This is a genomic window from Pseudarthrobacter sp. W1I19, from assembly GCF_030817835.1.
GTDB lineage: Bacteria > Actinomycetota > Actinomycetes > Actinomycetales > Micrococcaceae > Arthrobacter.
In genome coordinates, this window is the sequence record NZ_JAUSZR010000001.1 from 1 (window position 1) to 22,735 (window position 22,735).

Sequence of the window (22,735 nt, forward strand, 5' to 3'; positions counted from 1 at the left end):
TCTCGAGGTCGGGTAAGTTTGAAAAGTTGCTCCGGAGCGATCCGCGACTGTTTAGTTGTGGTGGTGCCGGGTGTGTCTGTTGTTTGAGAACTCAATAGTGTGCCAAGTTTGTTGATACCAATTGTTTTAGTGATTGGTTGAATTGACCGGGCTTGTCCGCCCCTGTGGGTGGGTCTGGTTTTTACAGCTGGTTTCAAATTTTGCAGCCTGGTTTCCGCGTTTTCCCGTGGTTTCTTGGTTGTGTTCGTTTTTGTTTTACTTCAACGGAGAGTTTGATCCTGGCTCAGGATGAACGCTGGCGGCGTGCTTAACACATGCAAGTCGAACGATGATCCGGTGCTTGCACCGGGGATTAGTGGCGAACGGGTGAGTAACACGTGAGTAACCTGCCCTTAACTCTGGGATAAGCCTGGGAAACTGGGTCTAATACCGGATATGACTGATCATCGCATGGTGGTTGGTGGAAAGCTTTTTGTGGTTTTGGATGGACTCGCGGCCTATCAGCTTGTTGGTGAGGTAATGGCTTACCAAGGCGACGACGGGTAGCCGGCCTGAGAGGGTGACCGGCCACACTGGGACTGAGACACGGCCCAGACTCCTACGGGAGGCAGCAGTGGGGAATATTGCACAATGGGCGAAAGCCTGATGCAGCGACGCCGCGTGAGGGATGACGGCCTTCGGGTTGTAAACCTCTTTCAGTAGGGAAGAAGCGAAAGTGACGGTACCTGCAGAAGAAGCGCCGGCTAACTACGTGCCAGCAGCCGCGGTAATACGTAGGGCGCAAGCGTTATCCGGAATTATTGGGCGTAAAGAGCTCGTAGGCGGTTTGTCGCGTCTGCCGTGAAAGTCCGGGGCTCAACTCCGGATCTGCGGTGGGTACGGGCAGACTAGAGTGATGTAGGGGAGACTGGAATTCCTGGTGTAGCGGTGAAATGCGCAGATATCAGGAGGAACACCGATGGCGAAGGCAGGTCTCTGGGCATTAACTGACGCTGAGGAGCGAAAGCATGGGGAGCGAACAGGATTAGATACCCTGGTAGTCCATGCCGTAAACGTTGGGCACTAGGTGTGGGGGACATTCCACGTTTTCCGCGCCGTAGCTAACGCATTAAGTGCCCCGCCTGGGGAGTACGGCCGCAAGGCTAAAACTCAAAGGAATTGACGGGGGCCCGCACAAGCGGCGGAGCATGCGGATTAATTCGATGCAACGCGAAGAACCTTACCAAGGCTTGACATGAACCGGTAACGCCTGGAAACAGGTGCCCCGCTTGCGGTCGGTTTACAGGTGGTGCATGGTTGTCGTCAGCTCGTGTCGTGAGATGTTGGGTTAAGTCCCGCAACGAGCGCAACCCTCGTTCTATGTTGCCAGCACGTGATGGTGGGGACTCATAGGAGACTGCCGGGGTCAACTCGGAGGAAGGTGGGGACGACGTCAAATCATCATGCCCCTTATGTCTTGGGCTTCACGCATGCTACAATGGCCGGTACAAAGGGTTGCGATACTGTGAGGTGGAGCTAATCCCAAAAAGCCGGTCTCAGTTCGGATTGGGGTCTGCAACTCGACCCCATGAAGTCGGAGTCGCTAGTAATCGCAGATCAGCAACGCTGCGGTGAATACGTTCCCGGGCCTTGTACACACCGCCCGTCAAGTCACGAAAGTTGGTAACACCCGAAGCCGGTGGCCTAACCCCTTGTGGGAGGGAGCTGTCGAAGGTGGGACTGGCGATTGGGACTAAGTCGTAACAAGGTAGCCGTACCGGAAGGTGCGGCTGGATCACCTCCTTTCTAAGGAGCACCTACAGATCATTTGCTGCCGCGTATGTGGTGGTGGGGGTTTGTCAGGAGTATATGCCCGTTGCGCAGACGCAAGTTCTGCGGCGGGTGCTCAAGGGTGGAATATCAACAAATAGCGGCTGCTTGTTCTTCTCCTTGTCTAGTACGGATGCCTTTGGGTGTCCTGGAACGGTGCGGGAGCGGGGTTGGGTGGTTTAGTGTTTGGCACACTGTTGGGTCCTGAGGCAACAGGGCCGGGGGTTGCTGCGGTTTTGGTCGTGGTGGTTTTCCGGGTTTGTTTGTTTCTGGTTTTCCTGGCTGCACCGGTCATGCATGTTGTGTGTGTGGGGTGTGTGGTTTGGGGTTGTTGTTTGAGAACTACATAGTGGACGCGAGCATCTTTTATAAGAAGCAATTTCCAAGAATATGAACCTGGATCTGGCTGCGCGTGATGGTTACTGGCCCTCTTTTTTGGGGTTGGTGGTGTTGTGTGTGGTTGGTTTTCGTGGTTCTCTCGTGAATTAGTTTTTTGATCTTTTGTGGTCAAGTTTTTAAGAGCACACGGTGGATGCCTTGGCATTAGGAGCCGAAGAAGGACGTAGGAATCTGCGATAAGCCTGGGGGAGTCGATAACCGGACTGTGATCCCAGGGTGTCCGAATGGGGAAACCCCGCCAGGGGCGCGAGTTGCCTGGTGACCCGCATCTGAACACATAGGGTGCGTGGAGGGAACGCGGGGAAGTGAAACATCTCAGTACCCGCAGGAAGAGAAAACAATAGTGATTCCGTTAGTAGTGGCGAGCGAACGCGGATCAGGCTAAACCGTTCCATGTGTGATAGCCGGCGGGCGTTGCATGGTCGGGGTTGTGGGACTTTCCGTTCTGTCTCTGCCGGGACAGTGGGGTGTGATGTGCAGGCATAGGTGAACGGTCTTGAAAGGCCGGCCAGAGAGGGTGTGAGCCCCGTAACCGTAATGTTGTGTACCGCCTGGAGAGTATCCCAAGTAGCACGGGGCCCGAGAAATCCCGTGTGAATCTGTCAGGACCACCTGATAAGCCTAAATACTCCCTAATGACCGATAGCGGACCAGTACCGTGAGGGAAAGGTGAAAAGTACCCCGGGAGGGGAGTGAAACAGTACCTGAAACCGTGTGCTTACAATCCGTCGGAGCAACCTTAGTAGTTGTGACGGCGTGCCTTTTGAAGAATGAGCCTGCGAGTTAGTGTTACGTCGCGAGGTTAACCCGTGTGGGGAAGCCGTAGCGAAAGCGAGTCTGAATAGGGCGTTGCAGTGGCGTGATCTAGACCCGAAGCGAAGTGATCTACCCATGGCCAGGTTGAAGCGACGGTAAGACGTCGTGGAGGACCGAACCCACTTCAGTTGAAAATGGAGGGGATGAGCTGTGGGTAGGGGTGAAAGGCCAATCAAACTTCGTGATAGCTGGTTCTCCCCGAAATGCATTTAGGTGCAGCGTTGCGTGTTTCTTGCTGGAGGTAGAGCTACTGGATGGCTAATGGGCCCTACAAGGTTACTGACGTCAGCCAAACTCCGAATGCCGGTAAGTGAGAGCGCAGCAGTGAGACTGTGGGGGATAAGCTTCATAGTCGAGAGGGAAACAGCCCAGACCACCAACTAAGGCCCCTAAGCGTGTGCTAAGTGGGAAAGGATGTGGAGTTGCTCAGACAACCAGGAGGTTGGCTTAGAAGCAGCCATCCTTAAAAGAGTGCGTAATAGCTCACTGGTCAAGTGATTCCGCGCCGACAATGTAGCGGGGCTCAAGTACACCGCCGAAGTTGTGGCATTCAAATATTAGCTAAGCCCTTGTGGTTCAGGCGTTTGGATGGGTAGGGGAGCGTCGTGTGGGCAGTGAAGTCGCGGTGTAAACCAGCGGTGGAGCCTACACGAGTGAGAATGCAGGCATGAGTAGCGAAAGACGGGTGAGAAACCCGTCCGCCGAATGATCAAGGGTTCCAGGGTCAAGCTAATCTGCCCTGGGTAAGTCGGGACCTAAGGCGAGGCCGACAGGCGTAGTCGATGGACAACGGGTTGATATTCCCGTACCGGCGAAAAACCGCCCATGCTGAACAGGGGATACTAACTGCCCGAGACCTGCCCGACACCCCTTGTGGGTGAAGGGTTTTGGTGGAGCGCAGGACCTGATCCTGGGAGGCAAGCGTATTAACAGGTGTGACGCAGGAAGGTAGCCGAGCCGGGCGATGGTTGTCCCGGTCTAAGGATGTAGGGCGAACGGTAGGCAAATCCGCTGTTCATGATGCCTGAGATCTGATGGGACCCCCGTTTGGGGGGATTTGGTGATCCTATGCTGCCGAGAAAAGCATCGACGCGAGGTTTTAGCCGCCCGTACCCCAAACCGACACAGGTGATCAGGTAGAGAATACTAAGGCGATCGAGAGAATTATGGTTAAGGAACTCGGCAAAATGCCCCCGTAACTTCGGGAGAAGGGGGGCCCCAACCTTGAACGGACTACGCGTCCGGGAGGGGATCGGGGCCGCAGAGACCAGGGGGAAGCGACTGTTTACTAAAAACACAGGTCCGTGCGAAGTCGCAAGACGATGTATACGGACTGACTCCTGCCCGGTGCTGGAAGGTTAAGAGGACCGGTTAGCCTCACGGCGAAGCTGAGAATTTAAGCCCCAGTAAACGGCGGTGGTAACTATAACCATCCTAAGGTAGCGAAATTCCTTGTCGGGTAAGTTCCGACCTGCACGAATGGAGTAACGACTTCCCCGCTGTCTCAACCATAAACTCGGCGAAATTGCAGTACGAGTAAAGATGCTCGTTACGCGCAGCAGGACGGAAAGACCCCGAGACCTTTACTATAGTTTGGTATTGGTGTTCGGAGTGGCTTGTGTAGGATAGGTGGGAGACGTTGAAGCCCGGACGCCAGTTCGGGTGGAGTCATCGTTGAAATACCACTCTGGTCACTTTGGACATCTAACTTCGGCCCGTAATCCGGGTCAGGGACAGTGCCTGATGGGTAGTTTAACTGGGGCGGTTGCCTCCTAAAAAGTAACGGAGGCGCCCAAAGGTTCCCTCAGCCTGGTTGGCAATCAGGTGTCGAGTGTAAGTGCACAAGGGAGCTTGACTGTGAGAGAGACATCTCGAGCAGGGACGAAAGTCGGGACTAGTGATCCGGCGGTACATTGTGGAATGGCCGTCGCTCAACGGATAAAAGGTACCTCGGGGATAACAGGCTGATCTTGCCCAAGAGTCCATATCGACGGCATGGTTTGGCACCTCGATGTCGGCTCGTCGCATCCTGGGGCTGGAGTAGGTCCCAAGGGTTGGGCTGTTCGCCCATTAAAGCGGTACGCGAGCTGGGTTTAGAACGTCGTGAGACAGTTCGGTCCCTATCCGCTGCGCGCGCAGGAAATTTGAGAAGGGCTGTCCTTAGTACGAGAGGACCGGGACGGACGAACCTCTGGTGTGTCAGTTGTACTGCCAAGTGCACCGCTGATTAGCTACGTTCGGATGGGATAACCGCTGAAAGCATCTAAGCGGGAAGCTCGCTTCAAGATGAGATTTCCATACACCTTGTGTGTGAGAGGCCCCCAGCCAGACCACTGGGTTGATAGGCCGGATGTGGAAGCGAGGACTAACGACTCGTGAAGCTGACCGGTACTAATAGGCCGATAACTTACACCACACACCCACCCCGCAAACGGATTCAAAAGCGTTTGCACCCGGGGCGGGTAAAAAGATAAACAAGACTGCTTGCGTCCACTATGTGGTTCCCAAACAACAAACCAAACACGTTTGTTGCCGGGGAACAAAAACACAAAACTACATAACAACACCACAGCTCTGCCTAACAAGGAGAGCATGTTGTAACCACAAGATTTCCCACCCACCACGGCGCAAACCCCTGGGGGAACGGGTAGAAGGGTTACGGCGGTCATAGCGTGGGGGAAACGCCCGGTCCCATTCCGAACCCGGAAGCTAAGACCCACAGCGCCGATGGTACTGCACCCGGGAGGGTGTGGGAGAGTAGGTCACCGCCGGACAACCATTAGGTCGAGGCCCCAACCAATCACTGGTTGGGGCCTCCCACATTTAAACAACCCAACCCACTGCCGGCCCCGGGCGCCTGCAGGCGCACCCAGCCGCGGCAGCACCGCCGTCGAACACCACGCGAGCTCACTAATGGCCCCCAATTGACGATCGCGCGCTCCGTTGTGGCGGCCAAACCGCCAACGCAGGCGCACTCATGGCCGCACCGCCATCGACTCCCAGTGAGGAATTGAGCGGGCGTCGCCTGGGAGGGGGCATCAACTGAGCGCGCGTCTCATGGAGGGCTGCAGGAGGTGATGGCGCTCCGGGGATGGTATCGCCGGAGGTCTGTCGAGGCCTGAGATTCGTGCCAATGAGGGCTTCAAAACCCCAAGAATCTGGTGATTAACCTCAAAAAGTCGCGGAAACACGCGGAATTTGCGGACCTGAACGGTCCTAGCTGGTAAGTTTTCGAACAGTGGCTTGTGCGCATGCCGCGTGCAGGCTCCAGAATCATGACCGTCCAGGAGGACATAAATGGCTAAGAACCGTAGTGAACTTGTTGCAGAGGTAGCGGGCAAGGCCGGCACCAGCCAGGCAGCCGTCAACTCCGTCCTCGACGCACTGTTCGAGGTTTTCGAGACTTCTGTCGCCGCGGGCGAGAAGATCACCATCCCGGGCTGGCTCGCCGTTGAGCGCACCGACCGCGCAGCACGCACCGGCCGCAACCCCCAGACGGGCGAGACCATCCAGATCGCGGCTGGCCACAGCGTCAAGCTGACCGCCGGCTCCAAGCTGAAGGCTGCTGTCTCCAGCAAGAAGTAAGCTTCTTCCTCCCGGCATCAAAACCCGGCTGGAAAGGGGCGGCAACCACATGGTTGCCGCCCCTTTTGCTTTTAAGGCCGATTCGCGGCCCGGGCAGTGGTGACGGACAATGGATAGGTGCCTTCTGCCGCAAACCCCCCATCCACAACAACCCCGCCAGTTCCCGGTAAGGGAGCACCGGGGCAGGGCAGCAGTGCGCTGGGCGTCTCCAAGGGATGGCAGCTGGCCGGCCTGGGGGCACTCCTCCTGGCCCTTGTGGCAGCTCTCCTTTTTTCCGGCGCAGCGGCCGCCCGTGAGGTCTCGGATCCCGGCGCCCTGGTGCGCTGGGGCCTGCCTGTCACCAAGGCCATCCACAACGTCTCAGTGGCCACGGTCATCGGCGGCCTCATCTTCGCAGTTGGCATCCTCCCCAGAAGTCTGACCCGGCGCAACCGCGGCGAGGATAACGGCGCCGAGGGCGCAGAACATCCAGCCTTCACCCGTGCGCTGGCCATCGCCGCGGCGGCGGGTGCAGCGTGGACGCTGTCCGCGATCGCCGTCCTGGTGCTCACTTACGCTGACGTGGCAGGCCAGGCAGTCTCCGGCGACGCCCAGTTCACGCAGGCGCTGGTCTACTTCATGACGGACATTGAGACGGGCCGGGCCTGGCTCGCCGTAACCATCATCGCCGCCGTGGTGACAACAGCCCTGTTCGGCGTCAGGTCCCTGGGCGGCCTGGCGCTGACCCTGATCCTGGCCCTCATCGGCCTGGTACCCACGGCCCTGATTGGACACTCCTCCAGCTCCTCAGACCACGAGGGTGCCATCAACTCCCTTGGCCTGCACCTGGTAGGCGTCAGCACCTGGGTGGGCGGCATCATCATGCTGGCGCTCCTGTCCGGGATCCTCACCGGCCCCAAGGCCGGCGCTTCAACTGACACCACAGAAGCAACACTCCGCAGGTTCTCCTCACTGGCCGGGTTCGCCTTCGTGCTGGTCTTCGCCTCGGGCATCATCAACGCAAGCATCCGCATCACCAGCTGGGGCGACCTTGTTGGTTCTCCGTACGGCCAGCTGATCCTGGCCAAGTCCGCCGCCACCCTGGTGCTGGGCGGAATCGGGTTTATGCACCGGCAGTGGGTCATCCCGCAGCTGGGTGCCAGGGGTTCCACCATGTCCTCGCGCCGCGTCCTGTGGCAGCTGGTCCTGGCCGAATTCCTGGTGATGGGTGCAACGTCCGGCATCGCCGTGGCCCTGGGCCGCTCCGCACCGCCACAGCCCGCCACGTTTGCCCCCGACGCTTCACCTGCATTCATCCTCAGCGGCTACGAGCTCCCTCCGGAGCTGACCCCCGAACGCTGGCTGACGGAATGGCGGCTCGACTGGCTGTGGATTGCCGTGGCGCTGTTCGGGCTGGCCTCCTACTTCCTCGGCGTCGCCAGAATCTACCGCCGCGGAGACAAGTGGCAGTGGTTCCGGTCGGTGAACTGGGTGATCGGCCTGCTGGTGCTCACCTACATCACGTCCGGGCCGCCGTCGGTCTATGGCCGCGTCCTGTTCTCCGCGCACATGGTGGACCACATGGCGCTGACCATGGTGGCGCCCATCTTCCTGGTGCTCGGAGCACCCGTGACCCTGGCACTAAGGGCACTGCCGCCCCGCGCGGACGGTTCACGCGGCCCGCGCGAGTGGCTGCTGGTGTTTGTCCACTCCAGGTTCTCGCAGGTCGTCACGCACCCGATCTTCGCCGCTGCCAACTTCGCCGGCTCGATCGTGCTGTTCTACTACTCGGGCCTGTTCGGGTTCGCCATGCGCGAGCACGTGGGGCACGAGCTGATGATCCTGCACTTCCTGCTCACTGGATACATCTTCATCCTGAGCATGATCGGCACGGACCCGCTGCCGCGCCGTGCGCCGTATCCCATGCGGCTGCTGCTGCTCCTGGCCACTATGGGCTTCCACGCTTTCTTCGGCGTCGCCATCATGGGCGGGACCAACCTCCTGGCCGCGGACTACTTCGGCAACCTGGGCCGGGCATGGGGCCAGTCCGCGCTGCTGGACCAGCAGACGGGCGGGGCCGTCGCCTGGGGCATCGGTGAGGTGCCCACACTCCTGGTGGCCATCGGCGTGGCCATCATGTGGTCGCGCTCGGACCAGCGGGAGACCAAACGCGTGGACCGGGCGGCGGACAGGAATAACGACGCCGATCTCACCGCTTACAACGATATGTTTGCCAAATTGGCCGAACGCGACGCCAGGCTGGCCGAACGAAACAAGACGGAAGGACGCTGATGAGCGAAACCGTACGCACCCACCTCCGGGTCCGAGCCTCCGAACTGGTGGGCCGTAACTGGTTGAACACCGGCGGCAAATCCTTGGACCTCGAAGCCCTCCGCGGCAAGATCGTGCTGCTGGATTTCTGGACGTTCTGCTGCATCAACTGCCTGCACGTCCTGGACGAGCTGCGGCCGCTCGAGGAGCAGTATTCCGACGTCCTGGTCACCGTAGGCGTCCATTCGCCCAAGTTCGAGCATGAGGCGGATCCCGTGGCCCTGGCTGCCGCCGTGGAACGCTACGAGATCCACCACCCGGTCCTGGATGACCCGGAGCTGGAGACCTGGAAGGCCTACACCGCCCGCGCCTGGCCCACCCTGGTGGTCATCGACCCCGAGGGCTACATCGTGGCGCACCTCTCCGGTGAGGGCCACGCGGACGGGCTCGCGGTACTGATCCCCGAGCTCATCGCGGAGCATGAGGCCAAGGGCACGCTGCACCGCGGGTCCGGCCCGTATGTCGCGCCGGAGCCCACATCAGGCACCTTGCGCTTCCCCGGCAAGGCACTCTTCCTGCCCGCCGGGCGCGGGTCAGCATCGGACGGAGCGGACGACGGCGGTACTGCAGCGGGTGCCGCAGCTTCCAACGGTGCCGAAAAGGGTTCCTGGCTGGTCACCGACACCGGCCACCACCGCCTGGTGGAACTGGACACCGACTTCCAAACCGTTCTCGGAACCTACGGCTCCGGCACCAAAGGCTACGTTGACGGCCCTGCCGCCGGCGGCGACGCCACCGCCCGGTTCAACGAGCCGCAGGGCCTGGTCCTGCTGCCGGAAGACGTGGCTGCCAAGGCGGGCTACGACGTCGTGATTGCGGACTCGGTCAACCACCGGCTCCGCGGCCTTTCGCTCACGGACGGCAAGGCCTCCACGGTGGCCGGCAATGGAGTGCAGCGCCTGCTGGAAACCGGCCCGGCCCGGGTTGACGAGGACGCCGCAGGATTCACCGGGCGCCTGAGTGAACACCCGCTGGAAGTCTCCCTGAGCTCGCCGTGGGATCTTGTGTGGTCCGGGAAGCTCAACGCCGTGGTGATCGCCATGGCCGGCACGCACCAGATCTTCAGCTTCGACCCGCTGACCGGTGCGGTAGCCATTGTTGCCGGCAACGGACTGGAGGGGCTGCTGGACGGGCCTGCCCACGAGGCCTGGTTCGCGCAGCCCTCCGGCCTGGCCGAGGACGCTGACGGCAACATCTGGGTGGCAGATTCCGAGACGTCAGCACTTCGCAAGCTGGTGGTTGGCGACGACGGCGCCGTCACGGTGGAATCCGCGGTAGGCAAGGGCCTGTTCGACTTCGGCTTCCGCGACGGCCCGGCCACGGAAGCCCGGCTCCAGCACCCCCTGGGCGTGACGGTCCTGCCCGATGGTTCCGTGGCAATCGCGGATACCTACAACGGTGCCGTCCGGCGTTACGACCCCTCCAACGGTACGGTCTCCACCCTTGCCCGCGGACTGCTCGAGCCCTCGGACGTGATCGTGGACCACACGGAGTCGGCCGGCTCGGAGCCGCTGCTGGTGGTGGTGGAAGCAAACCAGCACCAGCTCGTGTACGTGCCCATCCCCAAGGAAGCACAGCAGGTGGACGAGGGCGCGTCGCAGACCCACCGGCCCAAGAGCCCGGTAGCGCCCGGCCCGCTGGAGCTGACGGTCCGGTTCACTGCCCCCACCGGGCAGAAGCTGGATGACCGCTGGGGCGATCCCACCCAGCTGAAGATTTCATCCACGCCGCCCGAGCTGCTGGTGTCCGGCGGCGGAACCTCTGTGGGACTGCTCCGGACCCTCGAACTGTCCTCCGACGTGCCCGAAGGTATCCTGCACATCACGGCCCGCGCCGCGGCATGCGACGGCCCGGAAACCGAGGACGGCGAGATCCCGGACCACGCGGCCTGCCACCTCTACCAGCAGGACTGGGGCATCCCGGTGCTGCTCCAGGCCGACGGCGATACTGAGCTGGTGCTGGACCTGCGCGGCATGGACTGACTCGCCGTACTTACCTCGAAAAGGCTGCCGCCCGTGACTGAAGCGTCACGGGCGGCAGCCTTTTGGCATGGCCGCGATTCCTGCGCCTTGAGTTTTCGGGGCTTGGCACCGGCAAAAGCCCCAAAAGCGTGCCCTGCGTGACGGCATTGGACAGCGCGAGTGTCCACATAGCGCGGATTGCCGCTGCCCAACGCGGGCTGATGCAGCCACCATGGCCCCCATGGACATCTCAAAAGCCTTAGAGCACTGCGGCGGCGCCGCCCGCCGGCCCGTACTCGCCCGGCTTGGTGTGGATGATGCAGCCCTTCGCCGGGCTGTCCGCGGCGGCCTTTTGCAGCCGGAGCGCGGACTCTATGCGCTTCCGACGGCGTCTCCGGAGCTGGTTGCGGTGCTGCGGAACCGGGAACTGCTGACGTGCTCCAGTGCTGCGTCACACTACAGCCTCTGGTGCCTGCCGTCTGCGGGACCCCGCCATGTATATCACCGGAGGGAAGAGGCTGTCAGGGGCGAGGCTGTCCACCACGCCGGACTGCTGCTTCCGCCTGGCACAATCCGTCCAGTTGCGGCCCTGGCCGATGTCCTGATTCATGCCCTGCGTTGCCTGCCGTTTGCTGAGTCCTTGGTCATGGTTGAGTGCGCTGTGGGGAGAGGAGACATGACCGTTGAGTTCCTTCGCCAGCGGCTTCCGGGCCGGCGCAACGGCAAGGCGAGGGCTGTCCTGCAGTGGGTGGACCGGGGTGCGGACTCCCTCCTTGAAACGCTGGCGCGGACGTACTTCCGTCAGGCAGGTATCGCCGTTCAACCGCAGGCCTACCTGGAGCGGGTGGGGTACGTTGACCTGCTGCTGAATGGGTGGCTGGTGGTTGAGCTGGATGGCAGGCACCATGCCGACTGGAACCAGGTCAAAAGGGACCACCGGCGGAACAACGAGTCGGTGCTGCAGGGATATACGGCGCTCCGGTATTACTACGCTGACGTGGTGCACACGCCCGAAGCCATGGTCAGTGAAGTCTTGGCCGTGCTCGGGCGGCGGCGGTAGCTGGCTGCGTGTCACTGGGAGCACGCTTTTGAAGCCGCCCACACCACGAAACCCCTGATTCCCGGGGCGGGCTACCGGCAAGAGCCCTGAAAGAGTGCCCTGCGTGACGGCATTTGGTCTGCAGGCAGACTGCAAAAACTGGGCCAGTGTGGCGCGAAAAGCCTAGAAGCTCAGGAGCGGCGTGACCTTGATGGCGTCCCCGGAGACGTCCAGCCGGGTGGTGAAGCTGAAGTCCACCTCTTCGTCCAGGGGGTACCAGGCGCCGGTGAACAGGTTCTGCTGGAGGGCCTCCACCTTGGCCTTGCCGTCCAGCGGCGCCACCACCCACCGCCCGTCGAACGGTTCGATAGAGACGTTGGGGTACTCCGTTACGGACCACTTGATGGTGCCGTCCTGCACCCTGTTGTTGCTGGCGTAGTAGAAGGGGCAGTCCGGCTGCAGCTTCTGTTCCTTGACCGCCTGGGCAGCGCAGCCGTCCAGGAATTCCTTGACCTTGGCCGTCACGTCCTTCTTCAGGTTGTCCGTGGCCTGGGTCAGCAGGTTGAGCGGGGCCACCGGGGCGTCGCGGGCGGTAACGGTGGCTCGGGTGGCAGGAGCCGAGAAGTACTCGCCATTGACAGTGGCCTCGTACTCGCCGGGATAGAAGACCGCGAAAGAGTTCCGGCCATTGGGCATATTGACGTCAACACCGTTGACCGTGGCCTCGGGGGAATTGACTACCGAAACGTCAACAGTCGGCAGCCGGGACGGGACAAAAGCCCAGGTGTTGAAGAAGATCCACTCGGTTCCGGTCTTCTGCAGCAGGAACTCGGTGCGGAGGCGGCTGCCGTCAATGGTGTACTCCATGGGCACCATTACCTGGCCGCCTGGACGTTCCTCGGCCTCGCCGACGCTGACATTGGCCAGGCGCGAGGCAGCTGTCTGCAGCGCCGTTCCGTCCAGCATGGCGGCGTTGCTGGGCGGCACCGTGGCCCGCAGGAGGCCCAGCGCCTTGCCGCCGTCCCCGCCCTGCAGCGCGTCCAGATACTCGCGCACCGGCTGCTGCGGACTGGCCACGGTATTGTTCACCACGTTCACCGCAACCACGGCAGCGGCCACGGCAAGCATGAGGCCCAGCAGCCATCCGGCCGCTATCCTCACCAACGCTTGACTCATCTGCACTTTCAATACGTTACCTGCCAAGCGCCCGACGACGGCAGTTGAGTCAGCTGCGCGCGGTACCTCTCAGCGGCGGCGGCGCCGGGACGATGTGCCGAAAACACCACGGAGCAGCTCGCGTCCCAGCTGCGTTCCGATGGACCTGGCCATGCTCTTCAGCCCGCCCCCGAGCGCTCCGCCGAGGACACCGCCAAGGTCGCCCATCATTCCGCCGCCCACGTCCTGGGACGGTGACGGCGGCCGTGGGGCGCGCGGTGCCTCGTTTCGGGTGCGGGGTGCACTGGTCCTGTTGGAAGGTACCGGCCTGCTGCTGGGACGGCCAAGGATCTCCTCCTCAATGCGCCGGGCCTCGGCATCAACGTCCAGGCTGCCGCCCGCACCGAAATCAGGAACACCGCCGTCGGGAGCGCCCGAACCGGGAACCGGCGGCTGGCCGGGAGCTGCAGGCCCGGTGGGAGCCGCGGCCTTTCCGGTGAGCTTCTCATAGGCAGAGGGGTTATCCACGGACGTACCGTATTTGCCCAGCAGGGCCGAACCGGCCACCGTGCTGCGAACCAGGCCCTCCCCGCTGGGCCCCATCAGGGATTCGGGGGCGCGCAGCCTGGTGAGGGCCACGGGGGTGGGAGCGCCCTTCTCGTTCATGACGGTGATGACGGCTTCGCCAATTCCGGCAGAGGTGAGCGTCTCTTCGAGGTCGTAGTCGCTCACCGGGAACGTGGAGACCGTCGCCTTGAGTGCTTTGGCGTCCTCCGGGGTGAACGCGCGGAGGGCGTGCTGCACCCGGTTGGCCAGCTGGCCGAGGACATCAGCGGGAACGTCCTTGGGCGTCTGGGTGACAAAGAAGATCCCCACGCCCTTGGACCGGATGAGCCGGACAGTGGTGGTGATCGCCTCGAGGAACGCCTTGGAGGCACCGTTGAACAGCAGGTGGGCTTCGTCGAGGAAGAACACCAGCTTGGGTTTGTCCAGGTCGCCCGCCTCGGGCAGGTCCTCAAAGAGGTCGGCGAGCAGCCACATCAGGAAGGTGGAGAACAGCATGGGTTTGGTCTGCAGGGTGGGCAGTTCCAGGCAGGTGACCACGCCGCGGCCGTCCGGGGCGGTGCGCAGCAGCTCGGCGGTATCGAACTCGGGTTCGCCAAAGAATTTTTCCAGCCCCTGGGCCTCGAGGTTCACCAGTTCGCGCAGGATCACCCCCGCGGTGGCCTTGGACAGGCCGCCGAGCTCTTCCAGCTGGTCCTTGCCTTCATCCGAGGTCAGGAACTGGATGACCGCGCGGAGGTCCTTCAGGTCAATCAGTTCCAGGCCGTTTTTGTCCGCAAAATAGAACACCAGCTGCAGGCTTGATTCCTGGGTGTCATTCAGCTCCATGATGCGCGAGAGCAGGATGGGCCCGAACGAGGACACGGTTGCCCGGACCGGAATGCCGTTGCCGTCCCCGCCCAGCGCCAGGAATTCCACCGGGTAGGTCCTGCCCTGCCACGCCTGCCCGATGCTTTCCGTGCGGGCCTTGAGTTTGTCGCTGCCGACGGCGGCCGTCGCCAGCCCGGACAGGTCGCCCTTGATGTCCGCGAGGAAGACCGGAACGCCGGCCATGGACAACTGTTCGGCCATCATGTGCAAGGTGACGGTCTTGCCGGTGCCGGTTGCGCCGGCCACCAGGCCGTGCCGGTTCATCATGGACAGCGGCAGGCGGACCTGCGCCTCCTTGTGGAGTTCGCCGTCCACGATGGCGGCGCCCAGTTCGATCGCGGCCCCCTCCAGCGTGTAGCCCTTCTGAATGGTGGCGAGCTTCTCTGCTGTGCTTTTGTTGGCCATGCGGTTAGCTTAGCCGCGGCTCCACGCAACGTGTGGGCGGGACCACAGTCAGTTCTGCGGGTGTCCGGAAAGATCCTTGGTGAAGGCGAGGAACTTGATCGTCTCGGGGTCGGCATCCAGGTCGAACTGTGGCTCATAGCCGGTGGCCAGGTACAGATACTTGGCTTCAGGCTGGCGCGGTCCGGTGGTGAGGTAGAGCCTGGTGTACCCTCGGCGGGCCGCCAAAGCTTCCAGCTCGGCCAGCACTACCCGGGCCAGGCCCCGGCGGCGGTGGGCCGAGTGGGTCCAAATCCGCTTCAGCTCTGCGGTGGCGTCATCGTACCGGCGGAAGGCCCCGCCGGCGATGGATTCGCCATTCTCCTGGATCACCAGCAATGCCCCGTCTGGCCCCGAGAACTCTTCGGCGGGATACCGGTTCAGTTCCTCTGCTGCTCCCTCCCGGCCGAACAGGTCGCCATAGCGGGTGTCGTACTCGACGGCGAGCTCGTCCAGCAGCGGCCGGACCCGGGGATCGTGCATGGGGAGGCTAAGGACCGTCAGCGCGGCCGGATCGACCGGCCGGGGAGACGCATCCAGGGGGCCCGTGCCGAGCGGCGGGCGGACAGCTTCAATCAGCTGGTGCCCGGTGTCCAGGGGGTGGCGCCTGAGGTCAGGTTCTGCGGTCACGGTTCAATTCTTTCCGACGGCGGCTGGTTCTGTGGACAGTGTGGCGGAGTTTTCCGTGGCGGAGCAGCGTGCGGCGACGCCACGGGCAACGGCAAGGATGCTGCGGGCCAGGGCATCATTCTCGCGGAACGGTGCGGCATTGGTGCCGGGGCGGGCAAATGCTCCCGCGCCCCAGCCCGACGTGCCCGGACCGACGCCGAACAGTCCGGGTTGCGGCGCCCCTTCGGCGTTGACGAGCTGGTGCCCGGCCGAGATCAGGAGCTTGCCGGTGGAATGGATCCCGTCCGCCGTCAGCAGCTGCTGCTCGGCGCCCAGGCCCGTCTTGTGCAGGGACTCCAGCAGCGGATTACGGGACCGCGCTACCGTGGGCGAGGGCAGCCTGGCTTCGATCAGGGCCTTCGCCGCCACTGAGGTCCCGGAGCGAGGCGAGCCGGCGTGGAACAGCCCCGTGGATTCGTCCGTGGCCACCTCGAGGTCGAGGCCGAGGAAGTGCAGCAGCCCGGCACGGTGCAGTGCCAGCATCTGGCGCAGGCGGTGCGGCGGCGGGCCGGAGTCCACAAAGCTGAAGAACCCGTGCCACCAGCCGTGGACGGTCTGCTGAGACCTGGCGTTGAGGCGCTCGGGCGGGACCACGCGGCCCACTTCCATGTAAACGTGGAGCAGGGCCAGGAAAAGGGCCAGGGTCTCGGGGTGGTCGGGGCTGTCCCGGAGGGCAAGATCGTGCTCGATGTACCCAACCACCGCATCCTGCACCTCCTGGTGGTCGGCGAAGCGGCGGCCGCTGAAGGGCCGGTCCAGCCGTTCGAGGTCAAGGTGGAGGCCTGCGTCCGGAACGGCTGCGGCCACGAGTTCCTCCCGCGCGGGGCTGTACCAGTCCAGTTCCGAGTACCGGGCGGCGAACTCGTCCCAGCCCATGACTGCCCGTTCGGGGCTGCCGGTCAGCAGCTCGCGGTAGTAGCCGTATCCCGCCTCCTTGGCGATCAGCGGCCACAGGTCCCGGCGGAAATCCAGTTCCCCGTGCCGGGCCAGCAGCGCCTCGACGGCGGGCGCGGTGAAGAACCGCAGCGGCCCCGGCGCCTCGCCCCGCAGCGTTGCCGAAATCTTCGAGTGGTACGGCACTCCCCGGCGCGACCCGGCCCACAGCCGTGGTTCCCGGCCCGAGGGAAGGTAGCGAAGCCCGCCGTCGTCCGTTTCAACGAACCGGCCTCCGCGCCCCTCCATCAGGAGGACCAGCAGGTCAACGAAGGCCAGGCCCATGCCGGCAACAATGACGTCCTGGCCCGGAGCGATGGGGGAGTAGTCGACGTCGGTGGTGTAGCTGGGTGCCGCGTGGTACCCGCCGTGGCGCGCGGCGAAGCCGGCCCAGGCGGCAGAGACGGCGTCCGGATGCGAGTCCGTATGCCCCAGGGCGGTGACCACGACGTCGGCCCGCAGGGTCCGGCCGTTGGCCAGCTCCACGAGGTAGGCGGTGTGATCTCCGGCGGGATCGGCCGTGGAAGCTGCCTTGTCTGCGGGGTGCACGGCTACCGCCGTGGTCCGGTGCACGGTGACATTGCGTCCGAGTGACCGGGCTGCGCGGCGGAAGAACCACTCCAGGTACTGGCTTTGCAGCTGGCGGGTTGGGAAGGTGGCGCCAGTGAGTGAACGGAGCTGTTCGCGCAGGTTGCGCGGGAAGTCCGGAACGTCCGTGATGGACCTGTCCACCACGCCTGCCGCCCATTCGGCCAGGTTCGGTCCTTGGCTGGCCGGGCCCTCGCAGGCAACGGAGGCATCGGTGAACATGGTGATGTCCGCCGCCATTGAATTGAGCAGGAGGCCCGGGTGCTGGTCGTAGCGCCAGATGCGGCCGGAGCCCGGTACGTGCGGCTCAACAACGTGGATTTCCAGCGGTCCGCTAAAGAGCTCTGGACGGTTGGCAGCGAGCCGCTCCAGGACTCCGGCCGTGCGGGGTCCGCCGCCGACGAAGACGACGGCCGGGATGTTCGCTGGCATGGGTGCTCCTGGTAGCGGCGGTAGGGGGCGGCTTGGAGTGCCCATGCTAGGCAGCGGTTCCGACGGCGGTCGAGCGGCTGGTCATGGCCGTTAACTCCGCGTCATGTCCCGTCAACAGGCGCAAAAAACCGACTCATGACGCTGTGCGAACTCCGGTGAAGTTATGCAACCTTCCGCCTTGCTGCCCCATTCCGGCCGGTCCTAGATTTGCAGCCAGCAACCGGGTCAAACAGTCCCGGCCCAAACCACAGAAGCGAGGTGGCGCATGAGTTCAGCAGCAACTACCGCGGCGCAGTCAACAACGTCAGCACAGTCGGCTGCCGGCGCGGCACCGGACGCCGACGCTGGCGGGCCTGCTGCCGGCGGCGTTAGTTTCGAGGCCCCAGCGGGGACAGCCTCTTCCGGCCCGGGCGGGGCCCCGCCGAAGGACGGAACTAGGCGGGTTGCCACGGATTATTCAGCTTTCCGAGTGGTGGCCGCAAAGCATCCGTGGCGCTGGGTGGGCACGGCATTTGTGGCCCTCGGCGTCCTGGCCGTCGCCTGGTCCCTTGCCGCGAATCCCCGCTGGGAATGGGGTGTTGTGGCGCAGTGGTTCACAGCCCAGTCCGTCATCGCCGGTTTGTTGGAGACCCTGAAGCTGACTGCGATCTCAGGGATCCTCGGCTTCGTGCTGGGGTTCGTCCTGGCGCTGATGCGGCTCTCCGCGTCGCCGCTGCTGGTATCCGTGTCCTGGACGTTCTCCTGGATCTTCCGGTCCACGCCGCTGCTGGTCCAGATGCTCCTCTGGTACAACCTGGGCTACCTGTACGAAAAGATCTCCCTGGGCATCCCGTTCACGGACGTCCGCTTCTTCGAAGTGCAGACCACCACACTGATCAGCCAGTTTGCGGCAGCAGTGCTGGGCCTGACCCTGAACCAGGCAGCCTACTCCGCCGAGATCATCCGCGGCGGCATCCTCTCGGTGGACCAGGGCCAGCTTGAAGCGGCTGCCGCGCTGGGCATCCCGGCCTGGCGGAGGTCCACCCGGATTGTCCTGCCGCAGGCCATGCGGGCCATCCTGCCCACCGCGTTCAACGAGATCATCGGCCTGGTCAAGGGCACCTCCATCGTGTACGTCCTGGCCTACTCCGAACTGTTCTACACAGTCCAGGTCATCTACAACCGCACGCAGCAGGTCCTGCCGCTGCTGCTCGTGGCCACGCTCTGGTACGTGGTGATCACGTCCGTGCTGAGCGTCTTCCAGTACTACATCGAACGGCACTACTCCAAGGGCGCGGTGCGGAACCTGCCGCTGACCCCGCTCCAGAAGGCCCGCAAATTCTTCGCCACCCACGCCGTGGCCAACAACGCAAGGAACGCGCGATGAGCACCGCAACCGCAACTGGCGACGCGCCGGGAAAGTCTGCTGCCACCCGCGGCCTGGTGGAAATCACCAAGGTCCACAAATCCTTCGGTGCCACCGAGGTGCTCAAGGGCGTCAGCCTCACCGTCGAGCCCGGCGGCGTAGCTGTCATCGTGGGCCCCTCGGGATCGGGCAAGTCCACCCTGCTCCGCACCATCAACCACCTGGAAAAGGTGGACGGCGGCTACATCTCCATTGACGGCAAGCTGGTGGGCTACGAAGTCCGGGGCCAGAAGCTGCACGAGCTGCGTGAAAAGGAGATCCTCAGGCAGCGCACCGAAATCGGGATGGTGTTCCAGAATTTCAACCTGTTCCCGCACCTGACCGCGCTGGAAAACGTGGCCGAAGCCCCCGTCGTCGCACAAGGACGCTCAAAAGACGAGGCACGGCGCCGCGGCCTGGAACTCCTGGACCGGGTGGGTCTCAAGGACCGTGCGGACGCCTATCCGCGCCAGCTTTCCGGCGGGCAGCAGCAGCGGGTGGCCATAGCCCGCGCGCTCGCACTTGACCCCAAGATCCTGCTGTTCGATGAGCCCACCTCGGCCCTGGACCCGGAGCTGGTCAACGAAGTGCTGGACGTCATCCGCGAACTCGCAAAGTCCGGCACCACCCTGATCATCGTTACCCACGAGATGGGCTTCGCCCGCGACGTGGCGGACACCGTGGTGTTTATGGACCAGGGGCAGATCGTGGAACAGGGCACCCCGGAGCAGATTTTCACCAACCCACAGGAACCGCGCACCCGGAGCTTCTTCTCCAAAGTGCTCGAACCGGCCTTCAACATCTAAAGGATTCCCCCATGGCATTTCCCACCGGCCCTTCCCGCGGCCCCCGCCGCACGCGCTCACTGGCGGCGCTGCCCGCCGTCGTCCTTCTGGCCGCGGCTGGCCTGTCAGCCTGCGCTGACCCCGGCGCAACGGCTGCCGGTACCTCCACCGGAGGAGCCCAGGCGACGGCGGCACGCAACGGCGTCGTGTACAACACCTCGCCGGACCAGCAGCGCATCCGTGCGGAGAGGGACGCGGCGCTCGCCGCCAAGGTTCCGGAACTGATCGGCAAGGACGGCAAGCTGACCGTTGCCACCACGGCGGGCTCCATCCCGCTGTCCTTCCACGCCACTGATGACAAGACGCCGATCGGCTCGGAGCTGGACATCGCGCAGCTGGTGGCGGACAAGCTGGGCCTGGAGCTGGATGTCCAGGTGACGTCGTGGGAGAACTGGCCGCTGAAGACTCAGTCGGGTGACTTCGAGGCGGTGTTCTCCAATGTGGGCGTGAACAAGGACCGGGTGAAGCTGTTCGACTTCGCCAGCTACCGCGCGGCGTTTATGGGCTTTGAGGCCAAGACGTCTGCCAGCTACGACATCAAGGGCGCCGATGACATCTCCGGGCTGAAGGTGTCCGTGGGGTCCGGGACCAACCAGGAGAAGATCCTGCTGGCCTGGAACAAGGAGCTGGAAGGCAAGGGCAAGGCGCCGGCCACCCTGCAGTACTACTCCTCCGACGCTGACACCATCCTGGCGCTGTCCTCCGGCCGCACCGACCTGAACATCGCGCCCTACCCGTCCACCGTCTACCGGGAAAACACCCGCGACGACCTGAAAGTGGTGGGCAAGGTCAACGCCGGCTGGCCGTCCGAAACCCTGGTGGCCGCCACCACCCTGCGGGGCAACGGCCTGGCACCGGTCGTCACCGAAGCCCTCAACTCCGCGATCGACGACGGCTCCTACGCCAAGGTGCTGGAGCGCTGGGGGTTGTCCGAAGAGGCGCTGCCGGAGTCCAAGACCATCACCGAGGAAAGCTTCGCGGCCGCCCAGGCCACGCCCACCGCGGCTCCTTCAGGAAAGGCATCATGAACGCACTGCACGCTGAAACCGCCCTCGAATCCTTCGACGCCGACTGGCAGGAATGGCATGCTGCCCACGAAAGCCAGCGCGCCCACCCGCACGGCTTCCTGGCGGTGACCCACCTGCACTGGCTGGGCAGCGAAGCCGCCCGGCTGGAAGGTGTCCCCGGCACCTGGAGTGTGGAGGCCGACGTCGTCCGCGTTGTCCTGGAAGCGGGCGAAACCCTGCAGGACGGCAAGGAGCTGAACGCGGAAGCCGGGGCAGCGCTCGAATTTGGCCCCATCGAGGAGCGCGGCGGGATCAACCTGGTCTCCGGCGACACCGTCATTGAGGTGGCCAAGCGCGGCGGCGAGTACATTGTGCGGCCGCGCAACCCGGAGCACGGGCTGCTGCGGGAGTACCAGGGCACGCCGGCCTACTCGCCGGATGCTGCCTACGCTGTCCGGGGAACCTACGTGCCGTTCGATGCGCCGCGCTCCACCACGGTGGGAGCCGCCGTCGAAGGCATCCAGCATGTCTATGAGGCGCCGGGTGAGATCCGCTTCAAGCTGGCCGGCCAGGAGCTGGCGCTGACCGCGTTCAATGGCCACGCGCCCGGATCTCTGTCCGTTCTGTTTACGGACCAGACGTCCGGCAAAACCACCTATGCGGCCAACCGTTCGCTGTCCGTGGTGCCAGCTGCGGACGGGTCCGTGGTGCTCGACTTCAACCGGGCCGTCAACCTGCCCTGCGCCTACACGGACCTGGCCACGTGCCCCCTGCCGCCGGCAGAAAACCGGCTGCCGGTGGCCATCGAAGCGGGCGAAAAGATTCCCTACGAACGTCAGGACCAGCAGTGAGCACTTCAACAGGGCGGACGGGATTCCTCGCCATCGAACTCGACGGAGCCGGGTGGGACGGCGGGGACTTCGGGAGCCTGAGGGAAGCGGTCCTTGCCGCGGAATCGGCCGGGTTCCACGCAGCCACGTTCACCGACGCGCAGGTTCCGGGCCGCACCAATGCCCTGCAGCGGGCGGCTTTCGCCGGACCGGTGACGCGCAGCATCGCCCTGGTCCCGGAAGTGGATACTGTCTACACCGAACCGTTCCACGTCTCCACCCAGCTCGCGAGCCTCGACTACGTCTCCGGGGGCCGCGCCGGGTGGATTGCCACTGCAGCGGAATCGCCCAAGGCGGCTGCCGCCGTCGGACGGTCTTTTGTTGCCGGTGCCGCCCTGGGGCAGGAAGCCGCCGCGTCCATTGAGGTGTCCCGCCGGCTGTGGGACTCCTGGGAGGACGACGCCGTGATCCGGGACGTCACCACGGGCCGGTACATTGACGTGGACAAGCTGCATTACGTTGACTTTGAAACTCCGGCTGACTTCGCCGGGCCGGCTTACTCGGTCAAGGGCCCGTCCATCATCCCGAGGCCGCTGCAGGGACAGCTGCCGGTGCTTGCCGCTGCCTCGCTGGTGGGCCCGGGCCAGATCCCGGTAGACGCCGTGGACGCCGTGCTCGTCACCGCGCCGACGCCTGAACTGCTCGCCGCCGAGGTGCGCGATGTCCGGGAACGGCTGGGGGAGTCGGTTGCTGTTGTTGCTGAGCTCGACGTCGTGCTGGACTCGCGCGGGCAGGCCGCGGCTGAGCGGGTGGCCGGATCCGACGGCGGGTTCGACGGCGGTCGCGCCCGGTACGCCGGCAATGCTGCAGGCCTCGTGGACCTCCTCGCGGAGCTGCTCAAGGAGGCCGACGGTGTCCGTCTCCATCCGGCGTCGCTCGCCTTGGAGCTGGACGAACTTTCCCGGCTGGTGCTGCCGGAGCTTCGACGCCGGGCGGTGCTCCGCGCGCCGGTGCAGGACGGCACTTTCCGTGACCTGCTGGGCCTGACCCGCGAGGCCAGCCGCTACGCAACCGCCGCCGCCGGCGCTGGACAGTAAG

General features: G+C 63.8%; 13 protein-coding genes and 3 rRNA genes. 12 read left to right on the forward strand and 4 right to left on the reverse strand.

All coding sequences use genetic code 11. From position 1 onward, the window contains the following. The first annotated feature begins 260 nt into the window (after positions 1-260). The 7 genes from QF038_RS00005 (at position 261) to QF038_RS00035 (ending at position 11,940) form a co-directional block, all read left to right on the forward strand. Positions 261-1,785, forward strand: a 16S ribosomal RNA gene (locus tag QF038_RS00005). A gap of 529 nt (positions 1,786-2,314) precedes the next feature. After that, a 23S ribosomal RNA gene (locus tag QF038_RS00010) occupies positions 2,315-5,440 on the forward strand. A 241-nt stretch (positions 5,441-5,681) separates the two neighbouring features. Continuing rightward, positions 5,682-5,798, forward strand: a 5S ribosomal RNA gene (gene rrf, locus QF038_RS00015). The 16S, 23S and 5S rRNA genes sit together here, the layout of an rRNA operon. 523 nt (positions 5,799-6,321) lie before the next feature. Next, positions 6,322-6,609 carry an HU family DNA-binding protein gene (locus QF038_RS00020; protein ID WP_091421683.1) on the forward strand — a complete coding sequence of 96 codons (288 nt, stop codon included), beginning with the start codon at positions 6,322-6,324 and terminating at the stop codon, positions 6,607-6,609. A gap of 117 nt (positions 6,610-6,726) precedes the next feature. Next, complete coding sequence (locus QF038_RS00025) at positions 6,727-8,880, forward strand: cytochrome c oxidase assembly protein (RefSeq protein WP_373461494.1); 2,154 nt, start codon at positions 6,727-6,729, stop codon at positions 8,878-8,880. Beyond that, on the forward strand, positions 8,880-10,901 hold the full coding sequence (locus QF038_RS00030; protein WP_307607505.1) for an NHL domain-containing thioredoxin family protein: 2,022 nt from the start codon (positions 8,880-8,882) through the stop codon (positions 10,899-10,901). Before QF038_RS00025 ends, QF038_RS00030 begins: the two co-directional genes overlap by 1 nt. A gap of 220 nt (positions 10,902-11,121) precedes the next feature. Next, positions 11,122-11,940 carry an endonuclease domain-containing protein gene (locus QF038_RS00035; protein WP_307607507.1) on the forward strand — a complete coding sequence of 273 codons (819 nt, stop codon included), beginning with the start codon at positions 11,122-11,124 and terminating at the stop codon, positions 11,938-11,940. Positions 11,941-12,102: 162 nt separating this feature from the next. Here QF038_RS00035 and QF038_RS00040 read toward each other — a convergent pair whose 3' ends face one another. The 4 genes from QF038_RS00040 to QF038_RS00055 form a co-directional block, all read right to left on the reverse strand. Beyond that, entirely contained in the window at positions 12,103-13,095 is a 993-nt protein-coding gene (locus QF038_RS00040) for a hypothetical protein (RefSeq protein WP_307613360.1), read from the reverse strand. Between the two features lie 69 nt (positions 13,096-13,164). Beyond that, positions 13,165-14,913: a helicase HerA-like domain-containing protein gene (locus tag QF038_RS00045; protein ID WP_307607509.1), complete on the reverse strand. Its 1,749-nt coding sequence runs from the start codon at positions 14,911-14,913 to the stop codon at positions 13,165-13,167. A gap of 48 nt (positions 14,914-14,961) precedes the next feature. After that, positions 14,962-15,432: a GNAT family N-acetyltransferase gene (locus QF038_RS00050; RefSeq protein WP_307613361.1), complete on the reverse strand. Its 471-nt coding sequence runs from the start codon at positions 15,430-15,432 to the stop codon at positions 14,962-14,964. 150 nt (positions 15,433-15,582) lie between these two features. Continuing rightward, entirely contained in the window at positions 15,583-17,571 is a 1,989-nt protein-coding gene (locus QF038_RS00055) for an FAD/NAD(P)-binding domain-containing protein (RefSeq protein WP_307607512.1), read from the reverse strand. A 265-nt stretch (positions 17,572-17,836) separates the two neighbouring features. Between QF038_RS00055 and QF038_RS00060 the strand changes: the two genes are divergently transcribed. The 5 genes from QF038_RS00060 to QF038_RS00080 are packed head-to-tail and all read left to right on the forward strand — an operon-like array spanning position 17,837 to position 22,734. Further along, positions 17,837-18,937, forward strand: a complete 1,101-nt coding sequence (locus tag QF038_RS00060; protein ID WP_307607514.1) for an amino acid ABC transporter permease — start codon at positions 17,837-17,839, stop codon at positions 18,935-18,937. After that, positions 18,934-19,761: an amino acid ABC transporter ATP-binding protein gene (locus tag QF038_RS00065; RefSeq protein ID WP_307607516.1), complete on the forward strand. Its 828-nt coding sequence runs from the start codon at positions 18,934-18,936 to the stop codon at positions 19,759-19,761. Before QF038_RS00060 ends, QF038_RS00065 begins: the two co-directional genes overlap by 4 nt. 11 nt (positions 19,762-19,772) lie before the next feature. Then, positions 19,773-20,828: a transporter substrate-binding domain-containing protein gene (locus QF038_RS00070; RefSeq protein ID WP_307607518.1), complete on the forward strand. Its 1,056-nt coding sequence runs from the start codon at positions 19,773-19,775 to the stop codon at positions 20,826-20,828. Continuing rightward, the gene (locus tag QF038_RS00075) at positions 20,825-21,658 is read left to right on the forward strand and encodes a DUF1684 domain-containing protein (protein WP_307607521.1); all 834 of its coding nucleotides are present in this window, start codon (positions 20,825-20,827) and stop codon (positions 21,656-21,658) included. The genes QF038_RS00070 and QF038_RS00075 overlap by 4 nt, the downstream gene beginning before the upstream one ends. Beyond that, on the forward strand, positions 21,655-22,734 hold the full coding sequence (locus QF038_RS00080; protein ID WP_307607523.1) for an LLM class flavin-dependent oxidoreductase: 1,080 nt from the start codon (positions 21,655-21,657) through the stop codon (positions 22,732-22,734). Before QF038_RS00075 ends, QF038_RS00080 begins: the two co-directional genes overlap by 4 nt. The last annotated feature ends 1 nt before the right edge of the window (position 22,735 follow it).

Coding starts and splice junctions, on each gene's coding strand:
- QF038_RS00035 (WP_307607507.1), top strand. CDS start 11,122: ATGGACATCTCAAAAGCCTTAGAGCACTGCGGCGGCGCCGCCCGCCGG.
- QF038_RS00055 (WP_307607512.1), bottom strand. CDS start 17,571: ATGCCAGCGAACATCCCGGCCGTCGTCTTCGTCGGCGGCGGACCCCGC.
- QF038_RS00050 (WP_307613361.1), bottom strand. CDS start 15,432: ATGCACGATCCCCGGGTCCGGCCGCTGCTGGACGAGCTCGCCGTCGAG.
- QF038_RS00070 (WP_307607518.1), top strand. CDS start 19,773: ATGGCATTTCCCACCGGCCCTTCCCGCGGCCCCCGCCGCACGCGCTCA.
- QF038_RS00040 (WP_307613360.1), bottom strand. CDS start 13,095: ATGAGTCAAGCGTTGGTGAGGATAGCGGCCGGATGGCTGCTGGGCCTC.
- QF038_RS00030 (WP_307607505.1), top strand. CDS start 8,880: ATGAGCGAAACCGTACGCACCCACCTCCGGGTCCGAGCCTCCGAACTG.
- QF038_RS00075 (WP_307607521.1), top strand. CDS start 20,825: ATGAACGCACTGCACGCTGAAACCGCCCTCGAATCCTTCGACGCCGAC.
- QF038_RS00020 (WP_091421683.1), top strand. CDS start 6,322: ATGGCTAAGAACCGTAGTGAACTTGTTGCAGAGGTAGCGGGCAAGGCC.
- QF038_RS00045 (WP_307607509.1), bottom strand. CDS start 14,913: ATGGCCAACAAAAGCACAGCAGAGAAGCTCGCCACCATTCAGAAGGGC.
- QF038_RS00065 (WP_307607516.1), top strand. CDS start 18,934: ATGAGCACCGCAACCGCAACTGGCGACGCGCCGGGAAAGTCTGCTGCC.
- QF038_RS00060 (WP_307607514.1), top strand. CDS start 17,837: ATGAGTTCAGCAGCAACTACCGCGGCGCAGTCAACAACGTCAGCACAG.